23 protein-coding genes are annotated in these 25,541 nt (G+C 64.5%); 11 read left to right on the top strand and 12 right to left on the bottom strand.

The genetic code is table 11. From position 1 onward, the window contains the following. Position 1 precedes the first annotated feature (1 nt). Entirely contained in the window at positions 2–604 is a 603-nt protein-coding gene (gene pncA, locus ACP150_RS09295) for a bifunctional nicotinamidase/pyrazinamidase (protein ID WP_424966323.1), read from the bottom strand. Between the two features lie 102 nt (positions 605–706). Between pncA and ACP150_RS09290 the strand changes: the two genes are divergently transcribed. Then, positions 707–1,606 carry a rhodanese-related sulfurtransferase gene (locus tag ACP150_RS09290; RefSeq protein WP_424966322.1) on the top strand — a complete coding sequence of 300 codons (900 nt, stop codon included), beginning with the start codon at positions 707–709 and terminating at the stop codon, positions 1,604–1,606. 39 nt (positions 1,607–1,645) lie between these two features. Then, entirely contained in the window at positions 1,646–2,707 is a 1,062-nt protein-coding gene (gene mnmH, locus ACP150_RS09285; protein ID WP_424966320.1) for a tRNA 2-selenouridine(34) synthase MnmH, read from the top strand. Here mnmH and selD read toward each other — a convergent pair. Then, entirely contained in the window at positions 2,704–4,842 is a 2,139-nt protein-coding gene (gene selD / locus ACP150_RS09280) for a selenide, water dikinase SelD (protein WP_424966319.1), read from the bottom strand. The two genes, mnmH and selD, sit on opposite strands and share 4 nt — an antisense overlap. Positions 4,843–4,935: 93 nt before the next feature. On the opposite strand from selD, the gene ACP150_RS09275 reads away from it, so the two are divergent. After that, complete coding sequence (locus tag ACP150_RS09275; protein WP_424966318.1) at positions 4,936–6,414, top strand: alpha/beta fold hydrolase; 1,479 nt, start codon at positions 4,936–4,938, stop codon at positions 6,412–6,414. 6 nt (positions 6,415–6,420) lie between these two features. Here the strand turns inward: ACP150_RS09275 and ACP150_RS09270 are convergent, their stop codons facing one another. From ACP150_RS09270 to ACP150_RS09255, 4 genes are read right to left on the bottom strand one after another with little or no spacing between them, the layout of a single operon-like run. Continuing rightward, positions 6,421–6,981, bottom strand: coding sequence for a pyridoxamine 5'-phosphate oxidase family protein (locus tag ACP150_RS09270; RefSeq protein WP_424966317.1), 561 nt, complete (start codon positions 6,979–6,981; stop codon positions 6,421–6,423). Then, positions 6,974–8,044 carry a lipocalin-like domain-containing protein gene (locus ACP150_RS09265; protein WP_424966316.1) on the bottom strand — a complete coding sequence of 357 codons (1,071 nt, stop codon included), beginning with the start codon at positions 8,042–8,044 and terminating at the stop codon, positions 6,974–6,976. The genes ACP150_RS09270 and ACP150_RS09265 overlap by 8 nt, the downstream gene beginning before the upstream one ends. Then, positions 8,034–10,436 (bottom strand): FtsX-like permease family protein, encoded by a 2,403-nt coding sequence (locus ACP150_RS09260; protein ID WP_424966315.1) that lies wholly within the window; start codon positions 10,434–10,436, stop codon positions 8,034–8,036. Before ACP150_RS09260 ends, ACP150_RS09265 begins: the two co-directional genes overlap by 11 nt. Beyond that, positions 10,436–11,092 carry an ABC transporter ATP-binding protein gene (locus ACP150_RS09255; protein ID WP_424966314.1) on the bottom strand — a complete coding sequence of 219 codons (657 nt, stop codon included), beginning with the start codon at positions 11,090–11,092 and terminating at the stop codon, positions 10,436–10,438. Before ACP150_RS09255 ends, ACP150_RS09260 begins: the two co-directional genes overlap by 1 nt. A gap of 219 nt (positions 11,093–11,311) precedes the next feature. Between ACP150_RS09255 and gyrB the strand changes: the two genes are divergently transcribed. The 8 genes from gyrB (at position 11,312) to ACP150_RS09215 (ending at position 21,170) form a co-directional block, all read left to right on the top strand. Continuing rightward, positions 11,312–13,729 (top strand): DNA topoisomerase (ATP-hydrolyzing) subunit B, encoded by a 2,418-nt coding sequence (gyrB, locus tag ACP150_RS09250; protein ID WP_424966313.1) that lies wholly within the window; start codon positions 11,312–11,314, stop codon positions 13,727–13,729. Positions 13,730–13,864: 135 nt separating this feature from the next. Next, the gene (locus ACP150_RS09245; protein WP_424966312.1) at positions 13,865–14,839 is read left to right on the top strand and encodes a LacI family DNA-binding transcriptional regulator; all 975 of its coding nucleotides are present in this window, start codon (positions 13,865–13,867) and stop codon (positions 14,837–14,839) included. After that, positions 14,836–15,855: an extracellular solute-binding protein gene (locus tag ACP150_RS09240; protein WP_424966311.1), complete on the top strand. Its 1,020-nt coding sequence runs from the start codon at positions 14,836–14,838 to the stop codon at positions 15,853–15,855. Before ACP150_RS09245 ends, ACP150_RS09240 begins: the two co-directional genes overlap by 4 nt. Positions 15,856–15,916: 61 nt before the next feature. Next, positions 15,917–16,741 carry an ABC transporter permease gene (locus ACP150_RS09235; protein ID WP_424966310.1) on the top strand — a complete coding sequence of 275 codons (825 nt, stop codon included), beginning with the start codon at positions 15,917–15,919 and terminating at the stop codon, positions 16,739–16,741. A 3-nt stretch (positions 16,742–16,744) separates the two neighbouring features. Beyond that, positions 16,745–17,521, top strand: a complete 777-nt coding sequence (locus ACP150_RS09230; RefSeq protein WP_424966309.1) for an ABC transporter permease — start codon at positions 16,745–16,747, stop codon at positions 17,519–17,521. Next, a complete protein-coding gene (locus ACP150_RS09225; protein WP_424966308.1) occupies positions 17,514–18,527 on the top strand; it encodes an ABC transporter ATP-binding protein in 1,014 nt (337 codons plus the stop codon). The genes ACP150_RS09230 and ACP150_RS09225 overlap by 8 nt, the downstream gene beginning before the upstream one ends. After that, positions 18,524–19,432, top strand: a complete 909-nt coding sequence (locus tag ACP150_RS09220) for a nucleoside hydrolase (RefSeq protein WP_424966307.1) — start codon at positions 18,524–18,526, stop codon at positions 19,430–19,432. The genes ACP150_RS09225 and ACP150_RS09220 overlap by 4 nt, the downstream gene beginning before the upstream one ends. Next, on the top strand, positions 19,422–21,170 hold the full coding sequence (locus ACP150_RS09215) for an adenine deaminase (protein ID WP_424966306.1): 1,749 nt from the start codon (positions 19,422–19,424) through the stop codon (positions 21,168–21,170). Before ACP150_RS09220 ends, ACP150_RS09215 begins: the two co-directional genes overlap by 11 nt. A gap of 120 nt (positions 21,171–21,290) precedes the next feature. On the opposite strand, the gene ACP150_RS09210 is transcribed toward ACP150_RS09215, so the two are convergent. The 6 genes from ACP150_RS09210 to ACP150_RS09185 all read right to left on the bottom strand — a co-directional run bounded on the left by ACP150_RS09210 (position 21,291) and on the right by ACP150_RS09185 (position 25,411). Beyond that, the gene (locus ACP150_RS09210) at positions 21,291–22,079 is read right to left on the bottom strand and encodes a DUF1217 domain-containing protein (RefSeq protein ID WP_424966305.1); all 789 of its coding nucleotides are present in this window, start codon (positions 22,077–22,079) and stop codon (positions 21,291–21,293) included. Further along, positions 22,079–22,480: a flagellar biosynthesis repressor FlbT gene (gene flbT / locus ACP150_RS09205; protein ID WP_424966304.1), complete on the bottom strand. Its 402-nt coding sequence runs from the start codon at positions 22,478–22,480 to the stop codon at positions 22,079–22,081. Before flbT ends, ACP150_RS09210 begins: the two co-directional genes overlap by 1 nt. Beyond that, positions 22,477–22,854, bottom strand: coding sequence for a flagellar biosynthesis regulator FlaF (gene flaF / locus ACP150_RS09200; protein WP_424966303.1), 378 nt, complete (start codon positions 22,852–22,854; stop codon positions 22,477–22,479). Before flaF ends, flbT begins: the two co-directional genes overlap by 4 nt. A 74-nt stretch (positions 22,855–22,928) precedes the next feature. Next, on the bottom strand, positions 22,929–24,500 hold the full coding sequence (locus ACP150_RS09195; RefSeq protein ID WP_424966302.1) for a flagellin: 1,572 nt from the start codon (positions 24,498–24,500) through the stop codon (positions 22,929–22,931). A 187-nt stretch (positions 24,501–24,687) separates the two neighbouring features. Continuing rightward, positions 24,688–25,035 carry a hypothetical protein gene (locus ACP150_RS09190; RefSeq protein WP_424966301.1) on the bottom strand — a complete coding sequence of 116 codons (348 nt, stop codon included), beginning with the start codon at positions 25,033–25,035 and terminating at the stop codon, positions 24,688–24,690. Beyond that, a complete protein-coding gene (locus tag ACP150_RS09185) occupies positions 25,025–25,411 on the bottom strand; it encodes a rod-binding protein (protein WP_424966300.1) in 387 nt (128 codons plus the stop codon). Before ACP150_RS09185 ends, ACP150_RS09190 begins: the two co-directional genes overlap by 11 nt. Positions 25,412–25,541 lie beyond the last annotated feature (130 nt).

Below are 25,541 nucleotides of genomic sequence, written 5' to 3'. Positions count from 1 at the left end.
CTCAGCCCTCACTGAGAGTAACGCCTGCCGCCGCCATGGCGCTGCGCGCCGCCGCAAGGGATCCATCGAGATCGATCGCCCGGCACAGATCCATCCGCACCGTTGTCGCAAAGCCCAGCCGCGCGGCATCAAGGGCCGAGAATTGCACGCAAAAATCGGTTGCAAGCCCGACCAGCGTGACCGCGTCGATGCCGCGGGTTTTCAGATACCCGTCCAGCCCGGTGGGCGTCGTCTTGTCATTCTCGAAGAAGGCCGAATAGCTGTCGATGCCCGGGCGAAACCCTTTGCGGACAATCATCTGCCCGGCCTCTACGGCCAGATCGGGATGAAAGGCCGCGCCCGGGCTGCCCTGAATGCAGTGATCCGGCCAGAGGACCTGCGGACCATAGGGCATCTCGATCATGGAGAACGGATCGGCCCCGGGATGACTGCTCGCGAAAGAGCTGTGCCCCGCCGGATGCCAATCCTGTGTGAGGACGACCGCCGCGGCGTCTGCCATCAATCCGTTGATCCCCGGCACAATCGCATCCCCGTCGGCCACGGCCAGTGCGCCCCCGGGACAGAAATCGTTCTGAACATCGATCACGATCAGCGCATGGGACATGAGGTTCTCCGGGTTGAGCCACATCCTGCGTAGAAAAGCCGCTGGGCTCCGTCAAGGCGCAGCGCTTGGCAAGCCGCCGTACAAGGCGGTATAGCCCGCGCCATGTTTGTTGTTGCCGCTCTCTATCATTTCACCCGCTTCGAGACGCCGGATGCCCTGCGTCCGGGGTTGCGTGCGGTTTGCGAGGCGGGCGGGGTCAAGGGCTCGCTCCTGCTCGCGCCCGAGGGGATCAACGGCACCATCGCCGGGCCCCGCGCCGGGATCGACGCGGCCCTTGCCGCAATCCGTGCGCTGCCGGGCTGCGAGGGGCTGGTCTGGAAGGAAAGCCAAGCCCCGGGGATGCCCTTTGGCAAGCTGAAAGTCCGCCTCAAGCGCGAGATCGTGACCATGGGCCAGCCTCAGGTCGACCCGACCGCTGCCGTGGGCCGCTATGTGCGCCCGGAGGACTGGAACGAGCTGATCAGCGCCGAGGATGTGGTCGTGATCGACACGCGCAACGATTACGAGGTCGAGATCGGCACGTTTCGCGGGGCCATCGACCCCAAGACCGAGAGCTTTCGCGACTTTCCCGCGTGGTGGGAAGAGAACAAGGCGCGTTTTGACAACAAGCGCGTCGCGATGTTCTGCACCGGGGGGATCCGCTGCGAGAAATCGACGAACTACCTGCTGGGCGAGGGGGTCCGCGAGGTTTTCCACCTGCAGGGCGGAATCCTGAAATACCTCGAGGAGGTGCCCGAAGATCAGAGCCTCTGGGATGGCGAGTGCTTTGTTTTCGACAAGCGGGTGAGCGTGGGACACGGGCTGAAACCTGGGCCCTATGGGCTCTGCTATGCCTGCCGCCGACCGCTGGCCGCGGAGGCGAAATCTCACCCCGCCTATGAAAAGGGCGTGACCTGCCCGCGCTGCGTGGATGAGTATAGCGAGGCCGACCGCACCCGGTTCCGCGAGCGCCAGAAACAGATCCGACTGGCCCGCGCCCGGGGCGAAGAGCATCTGGCCTGAGGGCTTTTCGCGCCCGCCCCCCTGCGCTAGGAGGGCGGCATGGCCCTGACCCTGACCTCTCTGGCGACCTTGCAAGGCGCGGATTTCGACGAGATCATCGATGTACGCTCGCCCGCCGAATACGCCGAAGACCATGTGCCCGGCGCCGTGAGCCTGCCGGTTCTGTCCAATGCCGAACGTGCCGAGGTGGGCACCGTCTATGTGCAGGACAGCCCGTTTCGCGCCCGCAAGATGGGGGCCGCCATGGTCGCGCGCAACGCCGCCCGGCATCTGGAGACCCATCTGGCCGGCAAGGGCGGCGGCTATCGCCCGCTGGTCTATTGCTGGCGTGGCGGGCAACGCTCGGGCTCGTTCACCGGCATCCTGCAGCAGGTCGGCTGGCGCGCGGATGTCCTCAAGGGCGGGTATCAGAGCTATCGCCGCCTGGTGCAGAGCGCACTTTACGAGGCGGTCTTTCCCTGCCCGGTGCTGTTGCTCGACGGGGATACGGGGTCGGGCAAGACGGACCTTCTGAACCTGCTGCCGCAGGAGGGGTTTCAGGTCATCGATCTCGAGGGGCTCGCCCATCATCGCGGCTCGCTTCTGGGGGCCTATGCCGACGCGCAACCGGCCCAGAAAGGGTTCGAGAGCGAACTTGCCGCCGCGATCACCGCGCTCGACCCGGCGCGCCCGGTGGTGGTGGAGGCCGAAAGCTCCAAGGTCGGGCGGATCAACCTGCCCCCTACGATCTGGCAGGCGATGAAATCTGCGCCCCGGCTGGTTCTCTCCGTGCCCCGTGCGGCCCGGGCGCGCTACCTGATGCGCAGCTATGACGACCTGCTGGCGCGGCCCGAGGATCTCGCGGCGCGGCTGGAACCGTTCCGCAAGCTGCACGGCCATGCGCAAGTGGATGACTGGCAGCAGATGGTCACCGAGCAGGCTTTCGAGCCCCTCGCCGACAGCCTGATGGCGGTGCATTACGACCCGCTCTACCGCCGGAACCGCAAGGCCAAGCCCGGCGCCGCGCTGGATCTGGCGCTCTCGGAGACGGCGCTGGACCCCACAGAGATCACACGCACGGCGCGTCAGGTCGCGGACGCCTTGCGGTCGCTTAGCCGCTAGTCGGACAGGCGCAGACCCGTCTCCGCCGTGATCTCGCCGATCTCGACCAGACCCGGCAGGTCCAGCCCCGCGGACACCGCGGCCAGCAGCCCGCCCGCCGTCTGCGGATCAAAGAGCAGCTTCTGCCGCGCCGTCTGATCGGGCAGATCGGGCAAGAGCGCACGATTCTCAGGATAGATGGTTGAGCGATAGCCCTGCTCTGCCAGCGCCTCGGCCCCGGCAAAGACCGGCACCGTCGCGAGCGACACGGTGGCCCCCACGCCCGACGCCGCGCAAAGCCGCGCCAGATGCCCCGCCAGCCCGAAGCCTGTCACGTCCGTCATGGCATGGGCATGGCGGGCAAGGACGCGGGCGATCCCGGCCTGATCCTCGGCGAGCGTGGCCCAGAGGGCGGCGATATCCGCCCCTTCCGCCGCGCCTTGCATCTCGGCGGCCAACAGAACACCGATCCCGATCGGGCGGCTCAGGACCAGACGATCCCCGGGCCGCGCCCCGGCGAGCCCGATCGCGGCCCGGCCTTCGGGGACAAGCCCCGTGACGGTGAACCCCAGCGTCAGCTCGGCGCCGATGCTCGTATGCCCGCCGACAAGATCCGCGCCCACGGCCCGGATTCCGTCCTGCGCGGCGGCGGTGATCTCGGCCAGCATCCCCGCATGCAGATCGGGCGTGGCGCGGGGCAGGATGATCTGCGACAGCACTGCCTGCGGCTCCGCCCCCATGGCCCAGACATCGCCCAGCGCGTGTTGCAGGGTGATCCGAGTCATCAGGTAGGGATCCTCGACAAAGGCGCGCAGATGATCGGTCGAGATCACCTGTTGGCCCGCACCGTGACGCAGCAGCGCCGCATCATCCCCGGGGCCGGACAGGGTGTCGGGATGCTGGGGGGCGGGCAGTGTCGCGAGGGCCCCGTCCAGCGCCGACGCCCCGACCTTGGCCCCGCAACCGCCACAAAGCGGCGCATTACCCAGTGCTGCGCGCAGACTGGGGGGCGCATCCCGGGGCAGGTCGGGCGCGGACATGGCGGGCAAGGTATGGAACTTGTCCATGAACTTGCGGTCGATCCGATCCTTCAACCGCCAGAGCCACGCGCCCGAGCTGCGCATCCCGGCCTTGTCGGCAATCGCCGCCTTGCGCCCGGTCGAGATCAGCTTGAGGTAGTCCTTTTGCGGGCTGTAGCGTTTGCGGGTCTTGCCAGTCAGATCCGCGCGCAGATTGGCCAGCAGAATCGGGGCTTGGCGTACCGCGTACACGCCTGCCTTAGGCCGCGGGGCAAAGCCCATATGCGCGCAATCGCCGGCGGCATAGATCCGGTCGTCGGACAGGGAGCGGAGCTGGGTGTCCACGGCAATGAACCCTTCGACCAGCGCCAGCCCGGTCTCGGCCAGCCAGCCCTGGGGCCGCGCTCCGGTCGCACCGATCACCACATCCGAGCGCAACACCCGCCCATCCTCAAGCGCTACATGATCCGCCGCGATACGCGCCGCGCGGGCGTTCAGCTCCACGGTGATGCCCTGCGCGGCCAGCTCGTCGGCCAGCGCCGCCCGCGTGTGGGGGGTCATGCCCGCAAGAATTTCGCCCCCGGCCTCCACCACCGTGACGCGCGCCTCTTCGCCCAGCCGGTGGGCGCAGGCCATGGCCAGTTCGACCCCCGCCACCCCCGCGCCCAGCACGACCACATGGGGCTCGGCGGGCGGATTGGCGGCAAAGCTTTCCCAGTGATCCGCGAAACGCCCCAGCGGCTTGGCCGCCAGCGCATGTTCGGCAAAGCCCGGCAGCTCCGGCAGGCGCGAGGTCACGCCGATATCCAGCGCCGCAATGTCATAGCGCACCGGCGGGCGGCCCGGCACATGCACTTCGCGCGCGGCCATATCCAGCCCCTCGGCCCGTCCGAGGATCAGGCGCGCCCCGGCGAACCGCGCGAGTTTCACCAGATCAATCTCGAGATCCTTGCGCGCGTAATGTCCCGCGATATGGCCCGGCAGCATCCCGGAATAGGGCGCGCTGGGATGCGGGTCGATCAGCGTCAGCCGCACCCCCGGCAGTGGGTTCATCGCCCATTGGCGCAGCACCAGCGCATGGGTATGGCCCCCACCGATCAGGACCAGATCACGCGTCAGGGGAAGAGGGCTTTGCATCGGGGCGGGCTCCACTACATTGTCGCGCCAAGGCGTAGCAGCCCCACCGCATCCGTGCGAGGGGCCGAGGTGCCGCAAGAGAGGATCCTCACGATGAATTGGTTGCGCTGGCTGGTCCTGATCCTGTCGGTTTGTGCGGTGGGCCTCGCGGTCTGGCGGCTCGAAGGGGCGCGCGCCGGGCTTGAGATCCGGCACGATGTGGTGGGCGAGACCCCGGTGACGGTCTATCGCACCGCCAGCGCGGATCCGGCCCCGGCCGTGGTGATCGCCCATGGCTTTGCCGGGTCACGCCAGTTGATGGAGGCCTTCGCCCTGACCCTCGCCCGGGCGGGCTATGTGGCGGTGAGCTTTGATTTCGAGGGGCATGGCCGCAATCCGGTGCCCATGTCCGGCGACGTGACCCGGATCGACGGGACGACACAGCTTCTGATGGCCGAGACCGGGCGGGTGACGGATTACGCCCTGTCCCTGCGAGGGGTGGATGGGCGCGTCGCTCTGCTGGGCCATTCCATGGCCTCGGATGTGATCGTCCGCCAGACGCTCGCCGATCCGCGGGTTTCGGCGACCGTTGCGATCTCGATGTTCAGCCAGGCGGTCTCGGCGACCGAGCCGCGGCGGCTGATCGCCATTTCCGGCGCGTGGGAGGCCGCGCTCCGGGCCGAGGCGCTCCGGGTGCTGCGTCTGGTCGATCCGTCCGCGGAGGAGGGCGAGACCGTGGCATCCGGCGATGTCACCCGGCGGGCCGTGGTCGCCCCGCATGTGGAACATGTGGGCGTGCTCTATGCCGCGACCAGCCTTCAGGCCGCGCGGGATTGGCTCGACGAGAGCTATGGCCGGACGTCCTCAGCGGCTTTGGCAACCACGGGCGGGTGGATCGCGCTCTTGTTGGCGGGACTGGTCGGGTTGGCCTGGCCCCTCTCGCGGCTGGCACCGAAGGGGCTCGCGCAGCCCGCCCCACTGCCCCGGCGAGACTACTGGATGGCACTGGGAGCGGCGAGCATCGTGACGCCGCTGGTCCTGTGGCCCGTGGACCTGAAGATCCTGCCGGTTCTGGTGGCAGACTATCTCGCATTGCATCTGCTCGTCTTTGGCGGGTTGGCGGGCGGCGTGCTGTGGTTGCGCGGCTATCGGCCCGGCGGATGGCATCCATGGGTCGGGCTGGCACTGCTGGTCTACGGAATTGCAGTGTTCGGGGGCGCGCTGGACCGCTATGTGGCCTCCTTCATGCCCCATGCCGGGCGGATGATGATCATCCTCGCCATCGCTCTGGGCGCCGTGGCCTATATGCTCGCCGATACCTGGCTGAGCGGTGGCGGAACCGCAGCGCTCTGGCGTCGGATCGTAGCGAAGCTGGGCTTCTTCGTTTCCCTGGCCATCGCGGTTGCGCTGGATCTGGAAGGGCTGTTCTTCCTGTTGATCATCCTGCCGGTGATCGTCCTCTATTTCGTGGTGTTCGGCACGATGGGGGCGTGGCTGGGCCGCCGAACCGGGGCCGTCGGCAGTGTCGGCGTCGCGCTCGGCCTGATCCTCGCCTGGTCCCTCGGGGTGAGCTTTCCGATGTTCGCCCTCTGACAGCCCTCAGGGCGCGCGCCAGGATCCGACCCAGTCCTCGTCACGCCGAAACCGGGCACGCCGATGCAGCTCACGGCCCAGATGCAAGGTCTCGATTTCGGTGATGTCACAGCGCAGACGCGCAAGATCCGCCGGGTCCGGGCGGATACCAAACTCCGAGGGATGCGCAAGCAACATTCCCGGAGCAGGCACACCGCCATAGACCCGGCGGGCGGCCTCGGACATCGATTGCCACAAGGACAAAACGTCAGGACCGCTGGCTACAGTAGCTATCGTTTTAATACGCACCTGTAAATCAGCTTTTGGCAACCAGGCGCAAAATGTTACCAGCGGGCAGGATTCTAAGTCTTTGACTTTCTTTGATCTCCGATCGGTGTGGACCTCGAGAGCACCCGCACTACGTGCAGCATCACGCAGCACCACAACCCGCGCATCCGGGTGACCATCGGCCCCCACCGTGGCCATGACAGGCGTGCGCAGGGGGCTTTTCGGATCTCGGACCGCACGGCCGAGCAGCTGCCAGACTTGGTCAAGCGTGCTGTCCAATTCTGTGTACCAATTACTCATATCCTGTCATCTCCAGATAGCCCTGACCGCGATGGCTGCCCTCAAACCGGATCGGGCCTTCCCAATAGGGAAAGAGCGTGTCCATCCAGCTTTGGGCATTCAGCGGCCGGGTCACGATGTCGAGCCCACGGCTCGGGATCTGCACGCGCCATTCCGTCGGCACCTGTCGCCCGGCGACCTCGGTGACGCTCTGTTCGGTGACCTGAAACGCGCCATTGGGCAGGGGATCCGGTGTGCCATCCGGGGCGATCCACGTGGCCGCCGTGTAATCGGCCCCCGCCCGATCCCGCAGGCGAAAGCCCATGACCTTGTCACCCCCCTCGAGGTGGAGCGAGAACCAGTCCCACCCGGTCTGCCCCTCATCCAGGGGCTGGCTCGACCATTCCCGGTCGAGCCATGCGGTCCCGCTGACCTCCACCGGACCGTCGGGAAGGGTGAGCGTGCCCGTGAGCCGATAGAAGGGCTGCGAATAGTAGTAGCTGGCCTGCCCGCTTGCGGATTTCACCGAGTAGCCCCCCGCCCCTTGCGGCACCAAGGGCCCCTCCGCGTTCAGGGTCATGTCATAGGCGAAGTCGCGCCCCGATGCCGTCAGCCGCAGGGCCGAGATCGCATCGGCCCCCACCGGCGCCAGTCCGGTCATCTGCCAGTCATCGATCCACGCGGCAAAGGGCTCGGCGGTGACCCCGGCCTGCCCGGTGCCATCCCGGGCAAAGCGTTCGGCCACGAAATGACGCTCGGGTGTCGTAAGCCCCGCATGGCCCATCCAGATCTGCGGACTGTCCCAGCCCTCGGTCCGGCGCGGCTCCAGCGCCGAACGAAAGAGCGTCCATTGCAACCCGTAGTCGCGCCCATCCGCGCCGCGCAGATTCGCGGTCAGGTACCACCATTCGATCCTGTAATCCGGATGCGGCCCGTGATCTGTCGGAAAATCAAAGACCGGGTCGGGCGCGGGCTGGGCAAAGCCATCCGCCGTTGTCGACCCAAGCCCGGCGAACCCCTGTCCCAGCGCGGCAACGGGCGCAAAGAGCAGGGCGAGGGCCATCCAGAGGGCGCTAACGTTCATTGGCAAACACCTTCAACAGATCCGAGGGCGCCGTGCGCGCCAGCCGCAGCACCGGCCAGGCTGAGGCGAGCAGCGCCGCGGCCAGCGCCAGCACCGCGAGGCGTAGCCAGTCGGCGGGGAAGAGATGCATGGGCAACCGCCAGCCAAAGGCCTCGACATTGACGACCGCGAGCAAGGCCCAGGCCAGCACGAGGCCCACGGGCAGGGCCAGCACCGCCGTCAGCGCCGCAAGGAGCGCCGCGCGCATCAGTTCCAGCCCAGCGAGCCGTCGCCGGGTGAGGCCCAGCGCCCAGACCGGGGCCAGCTGGGGCACCCGCATCCGCGCAAGCGTCAGCAGGCTGGTGAGCATGGCAATCGCCGCCACCCCAAGGGTCAGCACATTGAGCGCGGCGGTTACCGTAAAGGTCCGTTCGAACACCGCGAGCGAGATCGCCTTGACCGTTGCCTGATCGATCATCGTGCTGGAGGGCAGGCCGAACTCGCGCTGCAGGGCGGTCATCACTGCCTCCGTCTCGTCCGGCGGCAGGCGCACGGCGTAGCGCAGTTGCGCGGCCTGCGGGAATTGCGCTTCGAAGCGGCTGAGCCCGACCATCACCTGCCCCTGCGGGTTGCCGTAGTCGGAATAGACCCCGACGATCTCGGCCTCCCACGGGCCAGGCAGTGGGAGCCGATCCCCGGGGCGGAGCCTTTCGCGGCGCGACAATTGCTCGTTGATCAGAATGCCCGATCCATCGGCCACGCGGTCCCAAACCTCCGGGACCGCCGTCAGCAGGGGCCAGTTGTCCCGATAGGTCGGGTGATCCGCCACGCCAAAGATCTCGCCGGGCCCTCCGGGCAGGGCGGCTTCGACGCTCCAGATCGGCAGGATTGCGGTGCTGCGCGGGGCGAGAAAGGCGCGCAACTCTGCCGCCTCGGCCTCGGAGCGGGCGGTCACATAGAGCTCGGAGGCGAGACGTTGATCGAGCCAGCCGGTGAAGGTCAGGCGAAAACTGCCCACCATGGTCCCCACCCCGATATTGGCCGACAACGCCAGCAGCAGCGCCATCAGGGCCAGCGACAAGCCCGGCAATTGCTGCCGCGTATCGGCCCAGAACCACTGGCCCAGCACGGAGCGCGCGCCACGCGCGCCCAATCCCAGCGCGACCGAGAGAACAACCGGCAGGGCCAAAGCCGCCCCCAGCAGCAGCAGCGCCAGCATCGCAAAGGCCGCCACCAACCCCTGCCCGGCAAAGAGCAGGGTGAGCCCCAGCAGGATCATCCCCGCCGCCACGCCACCCTGCACCCGCATGGACCGGGCCGAGGCGCGCGCCCAGGCCCGGGGTTGCGCCGGGGCCAGCACCGGCAGGTGCCAGAGCCGCCAGAGGCTCTGCGCCGCCGCCGCGATCGCGCCCAGCACCGAGATGGCGAGCCCCGCAATCCACCAGCTCGTCCGCAGACTGAGCGCGCCATCCACGCTCGCCCCGTAGAGCCCTTGCAGGGTCGCCGCCACATCCGGCAGGAGAGCCGCCGCAATCGCATAGCCCAAAGCGACGCCGATCACTCCGGCCACCAGCGACAGCACCAGCACCTCGGCCGCCAGCAGGCCCACCAGCGTGCGGGCGGGCACGCCCAGCGCGCGCAGGGTGCGAAAGGTCGGTCGCCGCTGCTCGAAGGCGAGGCCAATGGCGGCATGGACGATGAACAGCCCGACAGCAAAGGACAGAAACCCGAAAGCCGTGAGGTTGAGGTGGAAACTGTCCGTGAGCCGGGCGACATCGCCACGATCCTCGGGGGTGGCCTCCTGCAGGGCAGGGGCAATCTCGGCGAGCGGGCGGCGGGTCAGGGGGTGCTCGGCCCAGACCAGAAGGCGCGTGACCTGATCCGGGCGGTCGAGCACGCGCTGCGCCTGCCCCACATCCATCATCAACGTCCCGGCGGGCAGGCTGGCGGCCACCCGCACCTCCTGCCCCTCGAATTGCGGCCCGAGCTGGGCGGCGAGTTCCGGTGGCGCATAGGCGCGCCCGGCCATGAAGGCCAGCAAGTCCCCCGGCGCGCTCAGATCCACCATCTGGGCCTGGGGCGGCGCAGTTATCGGGTCGATCCCCAGCACCCGGATCACCCCAAGATCCCGGGTGATCCGTCCCTCCAGCACCGGCGACACGCCCCAGCCAGCCCGGCGCAGGGCGATATAGGTCGCCTCGGGGATCGGGCCCGATGGATCCACCAGCTGGTTCAACTCGTCCTGACCAAGCGCGGCGGCCGCGGTGGCATAGCTCGACCGCGCCTCCGCATTGATCGCCTGCACCCCGGACCAGAGCGCCGTGGCCAGCGCAAGCCCGAGGATCAGGGTCAGGAACTGCCCCGGATGACGCCGCCAATGGGCCATCATCCCCGAAAGCGCGGTCCGCCGCATCAGCTTGTCTGCCCGCGACGCAGATGAACCCGCCGCGCCATCCGGTCGGCTAGACGCTCGGAATGGGTGACCATGAGCAGCGCCGCCTCGGTCTCTTCGACCAGCTCGAGCATCAGCGCCAGCACCGCATCCGCCGTGCCCTCGTCAAGATTGCCGGTCGGCTCATCCGCCAACAGGATCGCCGGGCGCGTGGCCAGCGCGCGCCCGATGGCGACGCGTTGCTGCTGCCCCCCGGACAGCTGCTCCGGATACCGCTGCAGATAGGATGCGAGACCCAGACGCTCGGCGAGTTCCGCCTGCCAGTCCGGATCGTGCCGCTCGGCAAGCCGCGCCTGAAAGGACAGGTTGGCCGCCACATCCAGCGCAGGGATCAGGTTGAACTGCTGAAACACGACCCCAACCGTCTCGCGGCGCAGGGCCGCGCGGGCGGTGTCATCCATCCGCGCCACATCCGCGCCCGCGACCTCGATCACCCCCGCATCCGGGGTGTCGAGACCGCCCACCAGATGTAAAAGCGTGCTCTTGCCCGACCCGCTCTCGCCGGTCAGGGCGAGGGTCTCGCCTGCGTTCAGGCCCAGATCGACGCCGCGCAAAACCGGCAGCGGGCCATCGGTGGTCTGATAGGATTTCGTGACACCGCGCAGTTGCAGAACCATAGGGGGTTTCTCCTTCCTCGGCCTACCTAGGGCGCGGTGACCGCTTGTCGCCCGCAGAGCCGCTACGGCCCCGTGATGGCGACCTGTCGCCACGGCGGCAAGCCCCACCCCGGCCAGAGGCCCGGCCGCCCGGGCCAAAACCGCTATATCTTGTTGCAACCGCGTGACATCCCCCCCCAAGACTTGTATAAACTTAAAGAAAACAACAGGAAGGCTCTCATGGCAGAGACCGCGCAGGCGCCCGAGGATTATGGCGCCGATTCCATTAAGGTTCTCAAGGGCTTGGAGGCTGTGCGAAAGCGTCCGGGCATGTATATCGGTGACACCGATGATGGCTCGGGCCTGCACCATATGGTTTACGAGGTCGTGGATAACGGCATCGACGAAGCGCTGGCCGGTCACGCGGACGCCGTGACGGTCAAAATCCACGCGGATTCGAGCGTTTCCGTGAGCGATAATGGACGCGGAATTCCCGTCGGTCTGCATGAGGAGGAAGGCGTCAGCGCCGCCGAAGTCATCATGACCCAGCTCCATGCGGGCGGGAAGTTCGACAGCAACTCCTACAAGGTCTCGGGCGGTCTGCACGGGGTGGGCGTATCAGTTGTGAACGCCCTGTCGGACTGGCTGGAACTGCGGATCTGGCGCGACGGCAAGGAGCATTACGCCCGCTTCGAGGGCGGCGTGACCACCGAGCATCTGCGCGTGGTTGGTGATGCCGAGGGCCGAAAGGGCACCGAGGTGCGGTTCCTCGCCTCGACCGACACGTTCTCGAACCTCGAATATGTCTTCAAGACGCTGGAGACCCGCCTGCGCGAGCTGGCTTTCCTGAATTCCGGGGTGCGGATCATACTCGAGGATGAGCGCCCGGCGGAACCGCTCCGTTCGGACCTGTTCTACGAAGGCGGCGTGCGCGAGTTCGTGAAATATCTCGACCGCTCGAAAACCGCCGTGATGGACGCGCCGATCTTCATGGATGGCGAGAAGGACGGGATCGGGGTCGAGGTCGCCATGTGGTGGAACGACAGCTATCACGAGACGGTTCTGCCCTTCACCAATAACATCCCGCAGCGCGATGGCGGCACCCATCTCGCAGGTTTTCGCGGTGCGTTGACCCGGACGATCAACTCCTACGCGCAATCCAGCGGCATCGCGAAGCGCGAGAAGGTGAACTTCACCGGCGATGACGCGCGCGAAGGGCTGACCTGCGTGTTGTCGGTGAAGGTTCCGGATCCGAAATTCTCGAGCCAGACGAAAGACAAGCTCGTCTCCTCCGAGGTTCGGCCCGCCGTTGAGGGTCTCGTCAACGAGAAGCTCGGCGAGTGGTTCGAAGAGAACCCGGCACAGGCCAAGCAGATCGTCGGCAAGATCATCGAGGCCGCGCTCGCCCGCGAGGCCGCCCGCAAGGCGCGGGAACTGACCCGGCGCAAGACGGCGATGGATGTGGCCTCCCTGCCCGGCAAGCTCGCCGATTGCCAGGAGAAGGATCCGGCGAATTCCGAGATCTTCCTCGTGGAGGGGGACAGCGCCGGCGGCTCGGCCAAACAGGGTCGGTCGCGCCACAATCAGGCGGTTCTGCCCCTACGCGGCAAGATCCTGAACGTGGAACGTGCGCGCTTCGACCGGATGCTGTCGAGCCAGGAGATCGGCACGCTGATCACCGCGCTCGGCACCGGGATCGGGCGGGACGAGTTCGACATCTCGAAGCTGCGCTACCACAAGATCGTCATCATGACGGACGCGGATGTGGACGGCGCGCATATCCGGACGCTGCTGCTGACCTTCTTCTTCCGGCAGATGCCCGAGATCATCGAGGGCGGCTATCTCTACATCGCGCAGCCGCCGCTCTACAAAGTCGCGCGCGGCAAGTCCGAGGTCTACCTCAAGGACCAGGCGGCGCTGGAAGATCACCTGATCGCCCAAGGGATCGAGGGCGCCGTGCTGCGCCTGCCTGCGGGCGAAGAGATCGCCGGACAGGACCTTGCCCGGGTGGTCGAGGCCGCGCGGCAGTTCAAGCGGATCCTCGACGCCTTTCCGACCCATTACCCGCGCCCGATCCTCGAACAGGCCGCGATTGCCGGGGCGTTCGACCCGGGTCGCGCCGATGACGACCTGCAACAGGTGGCCGATTCCGTGGCCAAGCGGCTCGACCTTGTGGCCGTCGAGTATGAACGCGGCTGGCAGGGACGCATCACCCAGGATCACGGCATCCGGCTGAGCCGCGTGCTGCGCGGGGTCGAAGAGATCCGCACGCTGGATGGCGCGGTGCTCCGCTCGGGCGAGGCGCGCAAGCTGTCCTCGGTCTCGCGTGAAAGCCGCGAGGTCTATCGCGACCCCGCACGCCTGACCCGCAAGGAACGGGATCAGATGATCCATGGCCCGCTCGCCCTGCTCAAGGCAATCCTCGACGAGGGGGAGAAGGGTCAATCCCTGCAGCGGTACAAGGGTCTGGGCGAAATGAACCCGGATCAACTTTGGGAAACGACGCTGGACCCCGAGGCGCGCACGCTTCTGCAGGTGCAGATCGAGGATGTGGCCGATGCCGATGACATCTTCACCAAGCTGATGGGGGATGTGGTCGAACCGCGCCGCGCCTTCATCCAGCAGAACGCCCTGAGCGTCGAGAATCTCGACTTCTAGACGCAGGCCCGTCACGACCGAACGGACCCCGCAGTTTCGGCTGCGGGGTTTCTCTTTGCCCACGCGCTTGAACGTTAAACTAAAGCATTGACCCGACTCAGATCGCGAGTTTAACGTTCAAGCAAGGGGCAGCGTATGGTCAGTATCAAGGATATCGCAACGGAGATCGGGGTCACCGCGACCACGGTGTCCAATGCGCTCGGCGGCAAGGGGCGCGTGTCCGAGGACCTCGCCCAGCGCATCCGCACCCGCGCGCGCGAGATGGGTTATCGCCCGAGCCTCGCGGGCCGGGCGTTGCAAAGCGGACGCACGGGGATCCTCGGTCTTGTCATGCCGGATCTGACCAATCCGCTCTTTCCCCGGATCGCGCAGACCCTGTCGATGATGGCCGATGCGCAGGATATGGGGATCCTGATTGCCGATAGCCGCGGCAGCCCCGCTGAACAGAGCGAGGCCCTTCGCCGCTTGCTGCATCTGGGTGTGGACGGGATGCTTGTCGTACCTCAGAAAGGCACCTCGCCCGATCCGATGCCCGTCCCGGTGGCAGTGATCAACACCGCCTCGGACCCGCAGAACGCCGTCTCGGCTGACCATATGGGCGGGGGCGCGCTGGTCGCCCGGCATATCCGCGAGATCGGGCATCGCAAGGTGGTGATCCTCGGGGCCGATCCCGTCTCGGAGGTGCAGCGCGACCGCATCGCAGGCATGACCGGAGCCCTGGACGATGTGGACCATACCACTGTCTGGGGCGATGCCGGGATCGCGCGCATCCTGCCCCTGATCCGCGACGGGGCGACGGCGATCATGACCACGTCGGATCTGCTCGCCCTGCGGGTGCGGTCCGAGCTGATGCGCGCCGAGCTGTCCGTGCCGGAACAGATCAGCCTGACCGGGTTCGACAACATGGCCTTTTCCTCGGCCATGCATCCAAGCCTGACCACCGTGGCCCAAGATGTCGAGGACATTGCCCGCCGCGCCATCGCCATCATCACCGCGCAGATCGACGGCCAACCGGCCCCGGAGCATGGCGAGACCGTCCCCATGCGGCTCGTCCTGCGCGCCTCGACCGGCATTCCCGCCCTTCCGTCCAACAGGAGACCCTTCCCATGACCAAGACCTTGACCCTCGCGGCCCTGACCGCAGCGCTCGCCGCGAGCAGTGCATCGGCTCAGGACACCCTGACGATCTCTGTCTATTCCTTCGCCCAAGACGCTTACAAAGAAGCGCTCTACGACCCGTTCGAAGAGATCTGCGGCTGCGAGCTGGTGATCGAGACCGGCAACAGCGTGGAGCGGATGGCCAAGATCGAGGCCAATGCCGCCGACCCGGTGATCGACATGGCCGTGATCTCGTCCCATGACGCGCTCAGCCTTGCGCGCAAGGGTCTGCTGGCGCCGCTGGACACCACACGGATCAGCAGCTTCGACCGGCTCTACCCGGCGGCGCAGGACCCGATCGGTGACAACATGGCCGTAGGCTATACGTTCTATGCAAGCTCGATCGTCTATCGTTCGGATCTGGTCGAGATCAACAGCTGGGGCGATCTGCTGGGCGAGGAGCTGGCCGGCAACGTCTCACTGCCGAACATCACCGGGACGCAGGGGCCGCTCACCCTTATGATGCTCGACAAGGCCGCGGGCGGGGATGCCAGCGACTTCACCGCGACGATCTCGGCCATCGGTGAGAGCGCGGATGACATCGTCACCTTCTACTCCCGTTCGTCGGAGCTCGCGCAGCTGATGAACCAGGAGGAGGTGATCGCCGCCCCGGTCGGGCGCTTCGCCTGGAGCCGGTTCAAAAGCTCGCCCCTGCCCTTTGCCTGGGCCGAGCCTGCCGAAGGTCAGGCGGGCGGCATGAACGTGATGATCATGACCAAGGATAATGGCAACGAAGAGCTGGCCTATAAGCTGATGGATTACTGGCTCTCGGCCGAGGTGCAAACCCGGATCGCCGAAGCCCTGATCGACAGCCCGGCCAATATGGATGTCACGGTCAGCGAGGAGGTCGCCTCGAACCTGACCTATGGCGCGGATCTGATCAACTCGCTGAACATCCTGCCCCCCGCCGAGATCATCACGAACCGCGATGCCTGGGTGGACCAGTGGAACAGCGAAGTCATCCGCTAAGCACCGCAGGGGGCCGGGCCATGCCTGCGTCCCCTGACCACCCCTGACAGGACGCTCCGCTATGTTTCTCAACCGCAGCGAAGGACTGGCCCTCGCCCTGCCGGCGGCCCTCTTCACCTTTCTGGTGTTTCTGGTGCCGGTGGGGATCCTGCTGTCCATTGCTTTCCAGACCGAGGGCGGGGCGTGGAGCCTGCAGGGATACGTGGATTTCTTTGCGCAACCGCTCAACCGAACAGTCTTCCTGCGGACGTTGAAACTTGGCGTGCTGGTGGCGGGGACGGCCGCCGTGATCGGATACGCGGCCGCCTTCTGCATCGTGAACCTGCCCAAGACCGCACGGGGCCGCATCTTTGGCCTCGTGGTGCTGCCGCTGATGATCTCGCCGGTGGCGCGGACCTATGCATGGATCGTCATCCTGGGCCGCACCGGGATTGTGAACGACACGATTGTCGGACTTGGCCTCTCGGACACACCGATCCGACTGCTTTTTACCGAGACCGCGGTGTTCATCGGCCTGCTACAGCTGTTCCTGCCGCTGATGATCATCTCGCTGGTCTCGGCGATGGAGAACATCCCCAAGGACGTCATCCCAGCCGCACGGGTCCTCGGCGCGAGCTGGTTTCAGGTGTTCTTTCGGGTCATCCTGCCGCTGACCCGCGAAGGGCTGGTGATCGGTGGCACGCTGGTCTTCACCGGGGCCCTGACGGCGTACATCACCCCGGCCATCCTCGGGGGGTCCAAGGTCCTGATGCTTGAGACGCTGCTCTATCAGCGGGTGAATGTTTCCAACGATTTTGTCTCGGCCAGCGTCATCGCGATGATCCTGATCGTCATGTCCTTTTCAGCCAATCTGCTGCTCAAGCGGATTGCCTCGCCGGGGAAATAGCCCATGCCGCGCCTTGCCATCTGGCTGATCCTCGGGGTCACACTGACCTTTCTCATCGGCCCCTTCCTGATCGTGATCCTCGCCGGGGCCTCGGCGGGCGAGGCGCTGGCCTTCCCGCCCCAGGGTCTGTCCCTGAAGTGGTACGCCAAGGTCTTCACGGTCGAAAGCTTCCGGGCCAGCTTCGCGCTGTCCATGTTTCTCGCGATCTTCGGCACCCTCGCGGCGCTGCTCTTGGGGATCCCCGCCGCCTATGCGTTGCACCGCTATGACCTGCCCGGCGCCGAGACGATCAAGACCATCGTGGCTGCGCCGATCATCGTGCCGGGGATCATCGTGGGCCTTGCCTTGCTGAGGTATTTCGTCGTGCCGCTGAACGTCTCGATCACCCTGGCCCTTTTCGTGACGCACACGGCGCTGGTCATGCCCTATGCCGTGCGCGTGGTCTCGTCGAGCCTGAACAACCTGCGCGCAGATATGGAAGAGGCCGCGGTGATCCTCGGCTGCACGCGGCTGCAGGCCTTCACCAAGGTCGTGCTGCCCAATATCCGCGGCGGCATTCTGGCCGCGTTCATCTTGGGCTTCGTGGCGAGCTTCAACGAGGTCCCGGCCTCCCTCTTCCTGTCGGGGCCGGGGGTGCGCACCCTGCCCATCGACATGCTCTCCTACATGGAAATCACCTTCGATCCGTCGGTCGCAGCACTCTCGGCGCTGCTGGCCTTCATGTCCGTTGCCATTGTCTTTATCGCCGAACGGCTGCTGGGGTTCTCACGCTATGTCTGACGCTTTCGTTTCACTTCAGGATCTGACCCTGTCCTATGGGGACACCGTGGCCGTTCCGGACCTCAACCTCGATATCCGCGAAGGAGAGCTGATCGCCCTGCTTGGCCCCTCGGGCTGCGGCAAAACCACGACCATGCGCGCCATTGCCGGACTGCTCAGCCCCAGCGGGGGCCGGATCGAGATTGATGGCCGCGACGTCACCCGCGTGGCCGCGAACAAGCGCGGGATCGGGCTGGTCTTTCAGTCCTACGCCCTCTTCCCCCATCTCAGTGCCTTCGAGAACGTCGCCTTCGGACTGCGCCTGCAAAAGCGGCCCGAGGCCGAGATCCGGAGCCGCACCGAGGCCGGGATGGCCACGGTCGGACTGAGCGGGTTCGAGGCCCGCAAACCCGCCGAGATGTCCGGGGGGCAACAGCAACGTCTGGCTCTCGCCCGGTCGATGGTGATGGAGCCCAAGGTTCTCTTGCTGGACGAGCCGCTTTCGAACCTCGATGCGCGGCTCCGGCTCGAGATGCGCAACGAACTGCAGAGGGTGCAAAAAGAGACCGGCGTGACCATGGTCTTCGTCACCCATGATCAGGCCGAAGCGCTCGCGCTGGCGGACCGGATCGTGCTGATGAAGGATGGCGAGATCGAACAATTGGGCACCCCGGCAGAGCTTTATGCCGCCCCGGCCACGGCCTTTGCCGCCGACTTCATGGGGTTCGAGAACATCTTCGCGGCCCGCGACGGGCGGCTGACCTCCGAGACCGGCGCGCTGCCGCTCGGGTTCGAGGCCCCTGCCCCGCTTCTGGCATGGCGCCCAAGCGGGGTGCAGGTGGGCAGCGGCCCGCATCGGGGGCGCGTGCGCGCCAGCAGCTTCGCCGGAGGGCACCGGGAATACGTCCTCGACAGCGAGATCGGGACCATCACGGCGGACGCGCCCATCGAACAGGACGAGATCCCCATCGGCGGCATGGTCGCCTTCGACCTGCCCCATGCCACTGCCCGGGCGCTCAGCCAATGAGCGCGATCTGGGTGGATACGGATATGGGGTTTGATGATCTTTGGGCGCTCTTGCTCCTGCGGACCCACCGGATCGCCGTAGCCGGGGTCTCGCTGGTCGCCGGGAACGCCCCTTTGCCCCAGGTCGAGGCCAATGCCAGTGGCGCGCAGGAGGCCTACGGTCTCGAAATGCCCGTCTTCTCAGGCGCGGACCGCCCCCTGAAGCGCACACCGGAAACCGCCGCGCGCATCCTGGGCCCACTGGGCATGCGCAGTCGGGGACAGACCCTGCCCAAGCCCGCGCGCCCGCCGATCTTTCCGCCCGCGGGCCCGGCATTGGAGCAGTGGCTGCGCACCCCGCGCCGCACGCCCGAGCGGGTGATCCTGGCCCTCGGCCCGCTGACCAATATCGCGCATCTGTTGAAATCCTCCCCCAAGGCTGCCGCCCGGATCACCCGACTGGTCTGGATGGGCGGCAGCAATGGGCCGGGCAACCATTCGCCCCGCGCCGAATACAATTCCTTGGCGGACCCCGAGGCGCTCGACACCGTTCTGAACGCGCAGCTGCCCTTGGATGTGGTGGATCTGACCCAATGCCGCCAGCACTGCTTTGGCCCGGAGGATGTGCCGGACACTGACCCGCTGAGCCGCGACTTGTTGCTGGGATATCTGGACATTGCCCTGGAACGGGGTCGCAAGGCGATGGCCATCTACGACCCGATTGCCGCCGCAGCCCTGATCTGGCCCGAGCGCTTTCGCTTCGCGCCCCGCGCCATGAATGTGTCCCTCTGCAGCGATGAAAGCTATGGCGAAACCTCCTTCGCAGAGACCCCCATGTCGCGCACGCGGCTAGTCTCTGGGGGACATGGCCCGCTCGTCAGAGACTGCCTCGCCGCCTTCGAAGGAGGCCCCGCCCATGCCCATTGACGCAGACCTGAACGACCCCGCCTTGCGCCGCCGCGCCGTGCAGGCCGCGCGGCAGGAGGTTCCCTTCGATCTGCTGATCACCGGGGGCACAGTGCTTGATCTGGTAACGGGTGAAGAGCGCGCGGCCGATATCGGGATCGTCGGCGCCCTGATTGCATCGGTTCATGCACAAGGCTCTTCCCCGAAGGCAGAAACCTACGAGGATGCAACGGGTAAGGTCCTGCTGCCCGGGTTGATCGACACCCACATGCATGTGGAAAGCTCGATGATCACGCCGATGGAATACGCCGCGCATATGGTGCCGCGCGGTGTGACCACGGCCCTCTGGGATCCGCATGAGCTGGCCAATGTCGCCGGGCGTGCGGGCATGGATTATGCCTTTGCCGCTGCGCGCGCGGCGGCGCTGCGGTTCTTGCCGCTTGTGCCGACCTGCGTCCCGTCGGCCCCCGGTTTTGAAACCAGCGGAGCGGATTTCGACGCCGAGACCATTGCCGAGCTTCTGGCCCGGCCCGACACCCATGGCGCCGCAGAGCTGATGACGATGTATCCCCTGCTGACCGGGAACCAGCGCGCTCAGGACATCGTGGCCGCAGGTCTGGCCAGCGGCAAACGGGTCTGTGGGCACGCACGGGGTCTGTCGGGGCGAGACCTGAACGCCTTCGTCGCGGCCGGGGTGGCGACAGATCATGAGTTGATCTCGGGCGAGGATCTGATCGAAAAACTGCGTGCCGGTCTGACGATCGAGCTGCGCGGATCGCATAAACATCTCTTGCCGGAGTTTGTGGATGCGTTGTTGAACCTTGGACACATGCCGCAAACGGTCACGCTCTGTACGGACGATGTGTTTCCCAACGATCTCTATGAACGAGGAGGGCTCGATGACCTTCTGCGCAACCTGATCGCGCTCGGGTTGCCACCATCCTGGACCTATCGCGCCGCCTGCCTGAACGCTGCCATCAGTATTTCGCGGCCTGATCTGGGCCTTCTCGCGCCCGGCCGCCGAGCAGACGTCCTTGTTCTCTCCGACCTGAAGTCCGTCGCTTTGGAGTCCGTTTTCATGGACGGGAAACCTGTCGCAAGGAAGGGTGCGTTTTCAGGAGAGCAGAAAAACGTGGTACTCCCCGTCGCTCTGACCAACACGGTCAGAGCGCGGAAAACCGTTCCGCGTGATTTCGAGATACTTGCGAGCGGCCCCCAAGTTGATTTGCCAACCCTCCGCAAACCCCGGTTTCCGGAATGGGGGCAACGCCGCTTTGACGTTGCCGAGGGGAACGTGAAGATACCTCCCGATATTTTGCGTATGGCCGTGATCCAGCGACACAGTCCCGACGCAGAAATTCAAAATGCGCTCCTGGAGGACTGGGGTCCTCTGCGCGGCGCAGTAGCGACATCCGTCTCCCATGACAGTCACAATCTAACGATCTTCGGGCAAACTCCGGAGGACATGTCGATCGCAGCAAATGCAGTTATCGACCAGCAAGGAGGCCTCGCTGTCGCAAGCTCAGGCAAGCTTCTGGCGCGCGTTCCGCTACCCGTTGCAGGACTGCTCAACGAATGTAGCCTGTCAGAGATCGCAGACTATTTCGTGACTTGGGAAAACGCACTCAACGAGATCACGGAATGGCGGCCTCCGTATTTTGTACTCAAGGCGCTCTTCGGCGCATCACTTGTGTGCAATCCGGGACCGCGTTTGAGTGATCTTGGTATTGTCGAGCCATTCTTGACAGCTCACGAGTAGTCGAGCCCAAGAGGGACCTTTGCTCCGCAGCTGCGTCTCCGACGATGGAGATCACTTTAAGGCTCAGTGATCCGGCGCCGTAGGGCCATCAGACTTTATCGCAGAAAGCACCCGTAGCGCCTATTGGAGCAAAGCCAGCGCGATGGCTGCCGGGGATGACGTTGCCTCAAAGCTTTGAATGTCGGATTGAACCAGGAATTGCTGAACCAGCCGTTCCGTCATGTCGTCGTCCGAAAACTGCGAAATCGTTGCCGCGCCGAAACTGCTTTCCACGCGATCTTGCAGAGTTTCGACTTGCTTATCGATATCAAGCGTCGCGAAAGCACTCGGCAAGCGAAACGCGGTTTCGAATGCGGTGCGGAGAGGAGGGTTGCCAAGAACAGTATAGAATTTTGCCGTCTCGGACATGTCGTCTGTCGCGATTTCCGAAAGCTCACGTCTGAGATTCAATGCAATGCGCAGATCACCGTCGACATTCCCAACCGCTTCCTCAAACAGGCTATCTTCATTCTTGGCGACGATCTCATCAGAGAAGAAGCTGAGTTGGTTTCTCGGAAATTGACCTGCACCAAAGCCAAAGGCGTCGGAAAACTCTTTGTATCGCTTGTCCGAAAGCCTGTTTGACAACGCCGCGGCATCTTCGGTGCCGTCTTCCAGAACTTTCTGGATGAAGTACTTGTTGCCGATATCGTCCCCAAGGCCAAAGGCGTCCAATGCGAAGGATAAGAGCCTGCGATCCTCGACCAGCTCTTCAGCCGAACTGATATTGCCAATGTTCGCGCGAAAATAGTCTTCGTCGCGTTGATAGCTTTCGGTTTGAGTGAAGGCAGCGCGCTGTGCCTCCATCGTGCGGTTCAAAAAATTCCAGCCCACCACACCACCCGTGGGCACGACAGGTTGAAACGGCATCAGTGACTCGTCGCAAGAAGACGCTCTTCCCGGGGGAGAATGCACCGCAGGGACTTGAGAGCGTGGTAGAAGTTCTGGCTCAGAACACTTTCCGTGGCCTCATTGAGCCGCGCGCGACTATCGCTGTCGCGAAACACTTGGCTGAGCTGTTCGATGCCGCGCAGAAGTTGAGGCGCGCCCTCTTCCGGAGGCACATCACCGGACAGAACCAGTTGCACGATGTAGCAGACGCGGCGCACAGGAGTTGTCACCTCATCCGGGTGAATGGCGTCACGCAAACGCAGGATATTGGCGTTTGGCGTGATGATGCTCAGACGGCTGCGACGATCGCCATTCTCGACAACGGCACCATTTACCAGAACACGTTCTTTGGGAGAAAGCTTTAGTACCAAACCGGTCATTTCACACCTCTCTGGGAAAACAGACCCTTCATTATGCTCCGGTTAATTTCAATCAACGGATCCACGGACTCCGTGCCGTTCAGGACATGAGAGGTGTGCAATCGCGTGAATTCCGCAAGGTACACGATCTGCCCTCTGAGCATGACAGGGAGCATGTTGCCATCCTCGAGAACATCACTTGCAAGGGTCAACCAAAGACGCCGGTTATCATGTAAGGCGGTCACAAATTCTGCGTAATTCTCTTTGGCGGTCTCGCGATAGCGCACTAACGCACTGGTGATATTGGCAAACAGCTCATACTCGATACTTTGCGGTGTTCGAGTGGCGCTCTTGCTTTGTGTGTAAGCCATTTGGCTGCGGGCGTAAGCGTTCATCGTGATCTTCCGGCTAGAGACAGGAATTGGGTCAGTAATGGCCCCGCAGCATTTCTACTGCGAGGCCATCGGACTTATCTGAAGAGCGCCAGAATGTTCTGCGGCGCCTGGTTCGCAATCGACAGCGACTGCGTACCGAGCTGCTGCTGCACCTGCAGCGCCTGCAGACGCGCGGATGCCTCTTCCATATCCGCATCGACCAGCGACCCGATCCCGGACTGGAGAGAGTCGGTCAGGCGGCCGATAAAGTCGGACTGGATTTCCACCCGGCTTTGCACGGAACCGAAGGCCGAAGCAGCGTCAACAGCGGTGTTGATCAGGCTCTCGATGTTGTCGAGCGCATTTGCAGCGCCTTCCTTCGTGGTGACATCAATGCCATCCAAACCGACCAGACCACCAGACGCCGTACCACCGGACCCATCATCAACAGTCAGAGACACGTTGGTGGAGCCACTGTTATCAATCTGGATACTGGGAGGAGACGTGGTCGGGTCATCCGACAGATTGACCTGCACCGAGATCCCGGCAACGCCACCTGCATCCACAACCCGCTTCAGGCCGGTTGCAACGTCATTCAGAGTATCACCGTCCTTGGCGACATAGTTGAATGTCTTGCCATCCAGAGCAATCTGGAAGCCATCGCCTTCATTCACGACACCGCCAGTATTGCCCGCGCCACCGAGAGAGATGGTTTCAGCGCGCGCCACAAGGGTTGCCGCATTGCCGGCACCTGCAGCGGACTGAGCGCCACCTGCATCAGGGTCGACATTGACCGTGGTGCTCGGCGAGGAGCCCTGGATCGTGATCGACTCGAACGCATTGGTCGACGAAACCGTCACCTCACCCGCGCCAGTCACGCTCGTGGTCACGCCCTCGACACCGAGATTGGCCAAGCCAGCCGCAACGATATCGTCAAGGTCGCCAACCGCGAGGGCGGAACCGCTGTTATTGGTGTAAGTGAACTGCTCGTCACCGAAGTCGATGGTGATGGTGTCACCATTCGCGAGGTCGGTTGCGAGCGTGAGCGTCGCGTCATTGGCGGCATTCGACAGAGTTGCACCGGCGCCAACCGAATAGGTCCCATCATCGGCAACGGATCCGATCCGGCTCAGAGCGTCCGTGGTTGACAAGGTTCCGCTATCGGAGGTCAGGTTCTGACCATTGAAAGCGATGCTGCTCGCGGTGACATTCCCGGAGGAATCGCGGTCGAGAGACGACAGAATCGACGTGGCATCGAAGTTATCGACCAGGTTCTTGCCGTTGAACTGAGCCGCGCTGATGACCGAATTGATCTGCTCTTTCAGAGCGTCGATATCAGTTTGGATCTTGTCGGCAGGGACGCTGTCTTCTTGCGAGGCAACGATCTTGCCTTTGATCTCCGTCAGCAGGTCGCTGACAGTCTCAGCAGCGTTCCGGGCCACCGCCACGGTGGATTCACCGAGAGACAGGCTCTCGGAGATCGCCTTGAAGCCTTTCACATCAGCTTCCATGACCTTGGAAATTGCCCAGATCGCGGCATTGTCTTTCGCAGTTGCAACGGATTTACCCGTCGAGATTTCGTCCTGTGTCTTGCTCAGGTTGGAGTTGATTGTCTTCAGGGTCTGAAGTGCAACCATCGCACTGTTATTGGTCAGAATACTAGACATCTGCGTTCCTTGGTTAGGTGGCGCTTTTGCGCCTTGTCTTTGCTAAGGCCTGTTGGCCAACGGACACGTCTTTCTGACGTAGCGGCTGTTACCCGCGTCACCTTGTGGGTGCTCCATGACTGTGACGGCGACTCAATAAGACAGGCTTAATGCGCTCCCCCAAGACCGCGTAATATCACTACAATTTTCAGAGCTTTTTAGAATGAGCGCGCGCATTCGCACCGATGTTCACGGCACTGCCAACCGCCGTATAACTGGAAAAGGCGCGATCCGGCTTTTCGGCCGACCGGATCCGAGCGGACACGTCCTTCAAGGCGCGCATCACCTCGCTCATCAGACTGCGGTTGCGATTGGCCAATTGCCCTATCGTCTGGGCTGCAGACGGTTTCAACGTCTTCGGATCGAGCCCCCTGAGCAGAGTTTCCTTCTTCGCCGACAGCGCGGCGATATCGTCGAACTTCCCGGTTTTGAGAATCTCGTATTCGCGCTCGAGGCATTCAACGATCTGCTTCGACGGATTCGGTTTATTCCACATCTTTGACTTCCTTCATGGCGTTGAAGAGCGACTCTGCCAGACCGATCAAGCCGGTCTCAGCCACCGATTTTGCATGGGCGTCTCGCAGAAATGAGGCAAACTGGTCCTCGCCAATTCCGCCGCCCATCGTACTCGGCGTCTCGCCAAACTTGGCGGCCTTGAGCATTTCCGACAGGAAAACAGCTTCGAGGTTTTGCGCGGCATCCCGGAGAGCCTTGTCCTCCGCAGAGGGCTGTGGGGTCTGTCCAACCGCGCCATTGGTCGGGGTGAGAGCGATTCTATCCATGCCCCAGTCATGCGTAGCCAGGGTAAAGAAGTAGTAAGGAATGATCGCTAGGGATGACGCAATACCAGTGCCCAGAAGGTCACCATGCACCTAGAGATATCCCGTATACTTCCTGCCCCGCCCGCAACCGATGGCGCGCCCAAGTCTTTCGCAAGGACCAGTGGCGACACGTCACGCTCAGGGACCGAGGCGGACAGGAAAAGCTTTCTCGAAACCTTTC

The organism is Dinoroseobacter sp. S375 (assembly GCF_049800775.1).
Lineage (GTDB): Bacteria > Pseudomonadota > Alphaproteobacteria > Rhodobacterales > Rhodobacteraceae > Dinoroseobacter.
This window is presented reverse-complemented; position numbering and strand designations above follow the sequence as displayed.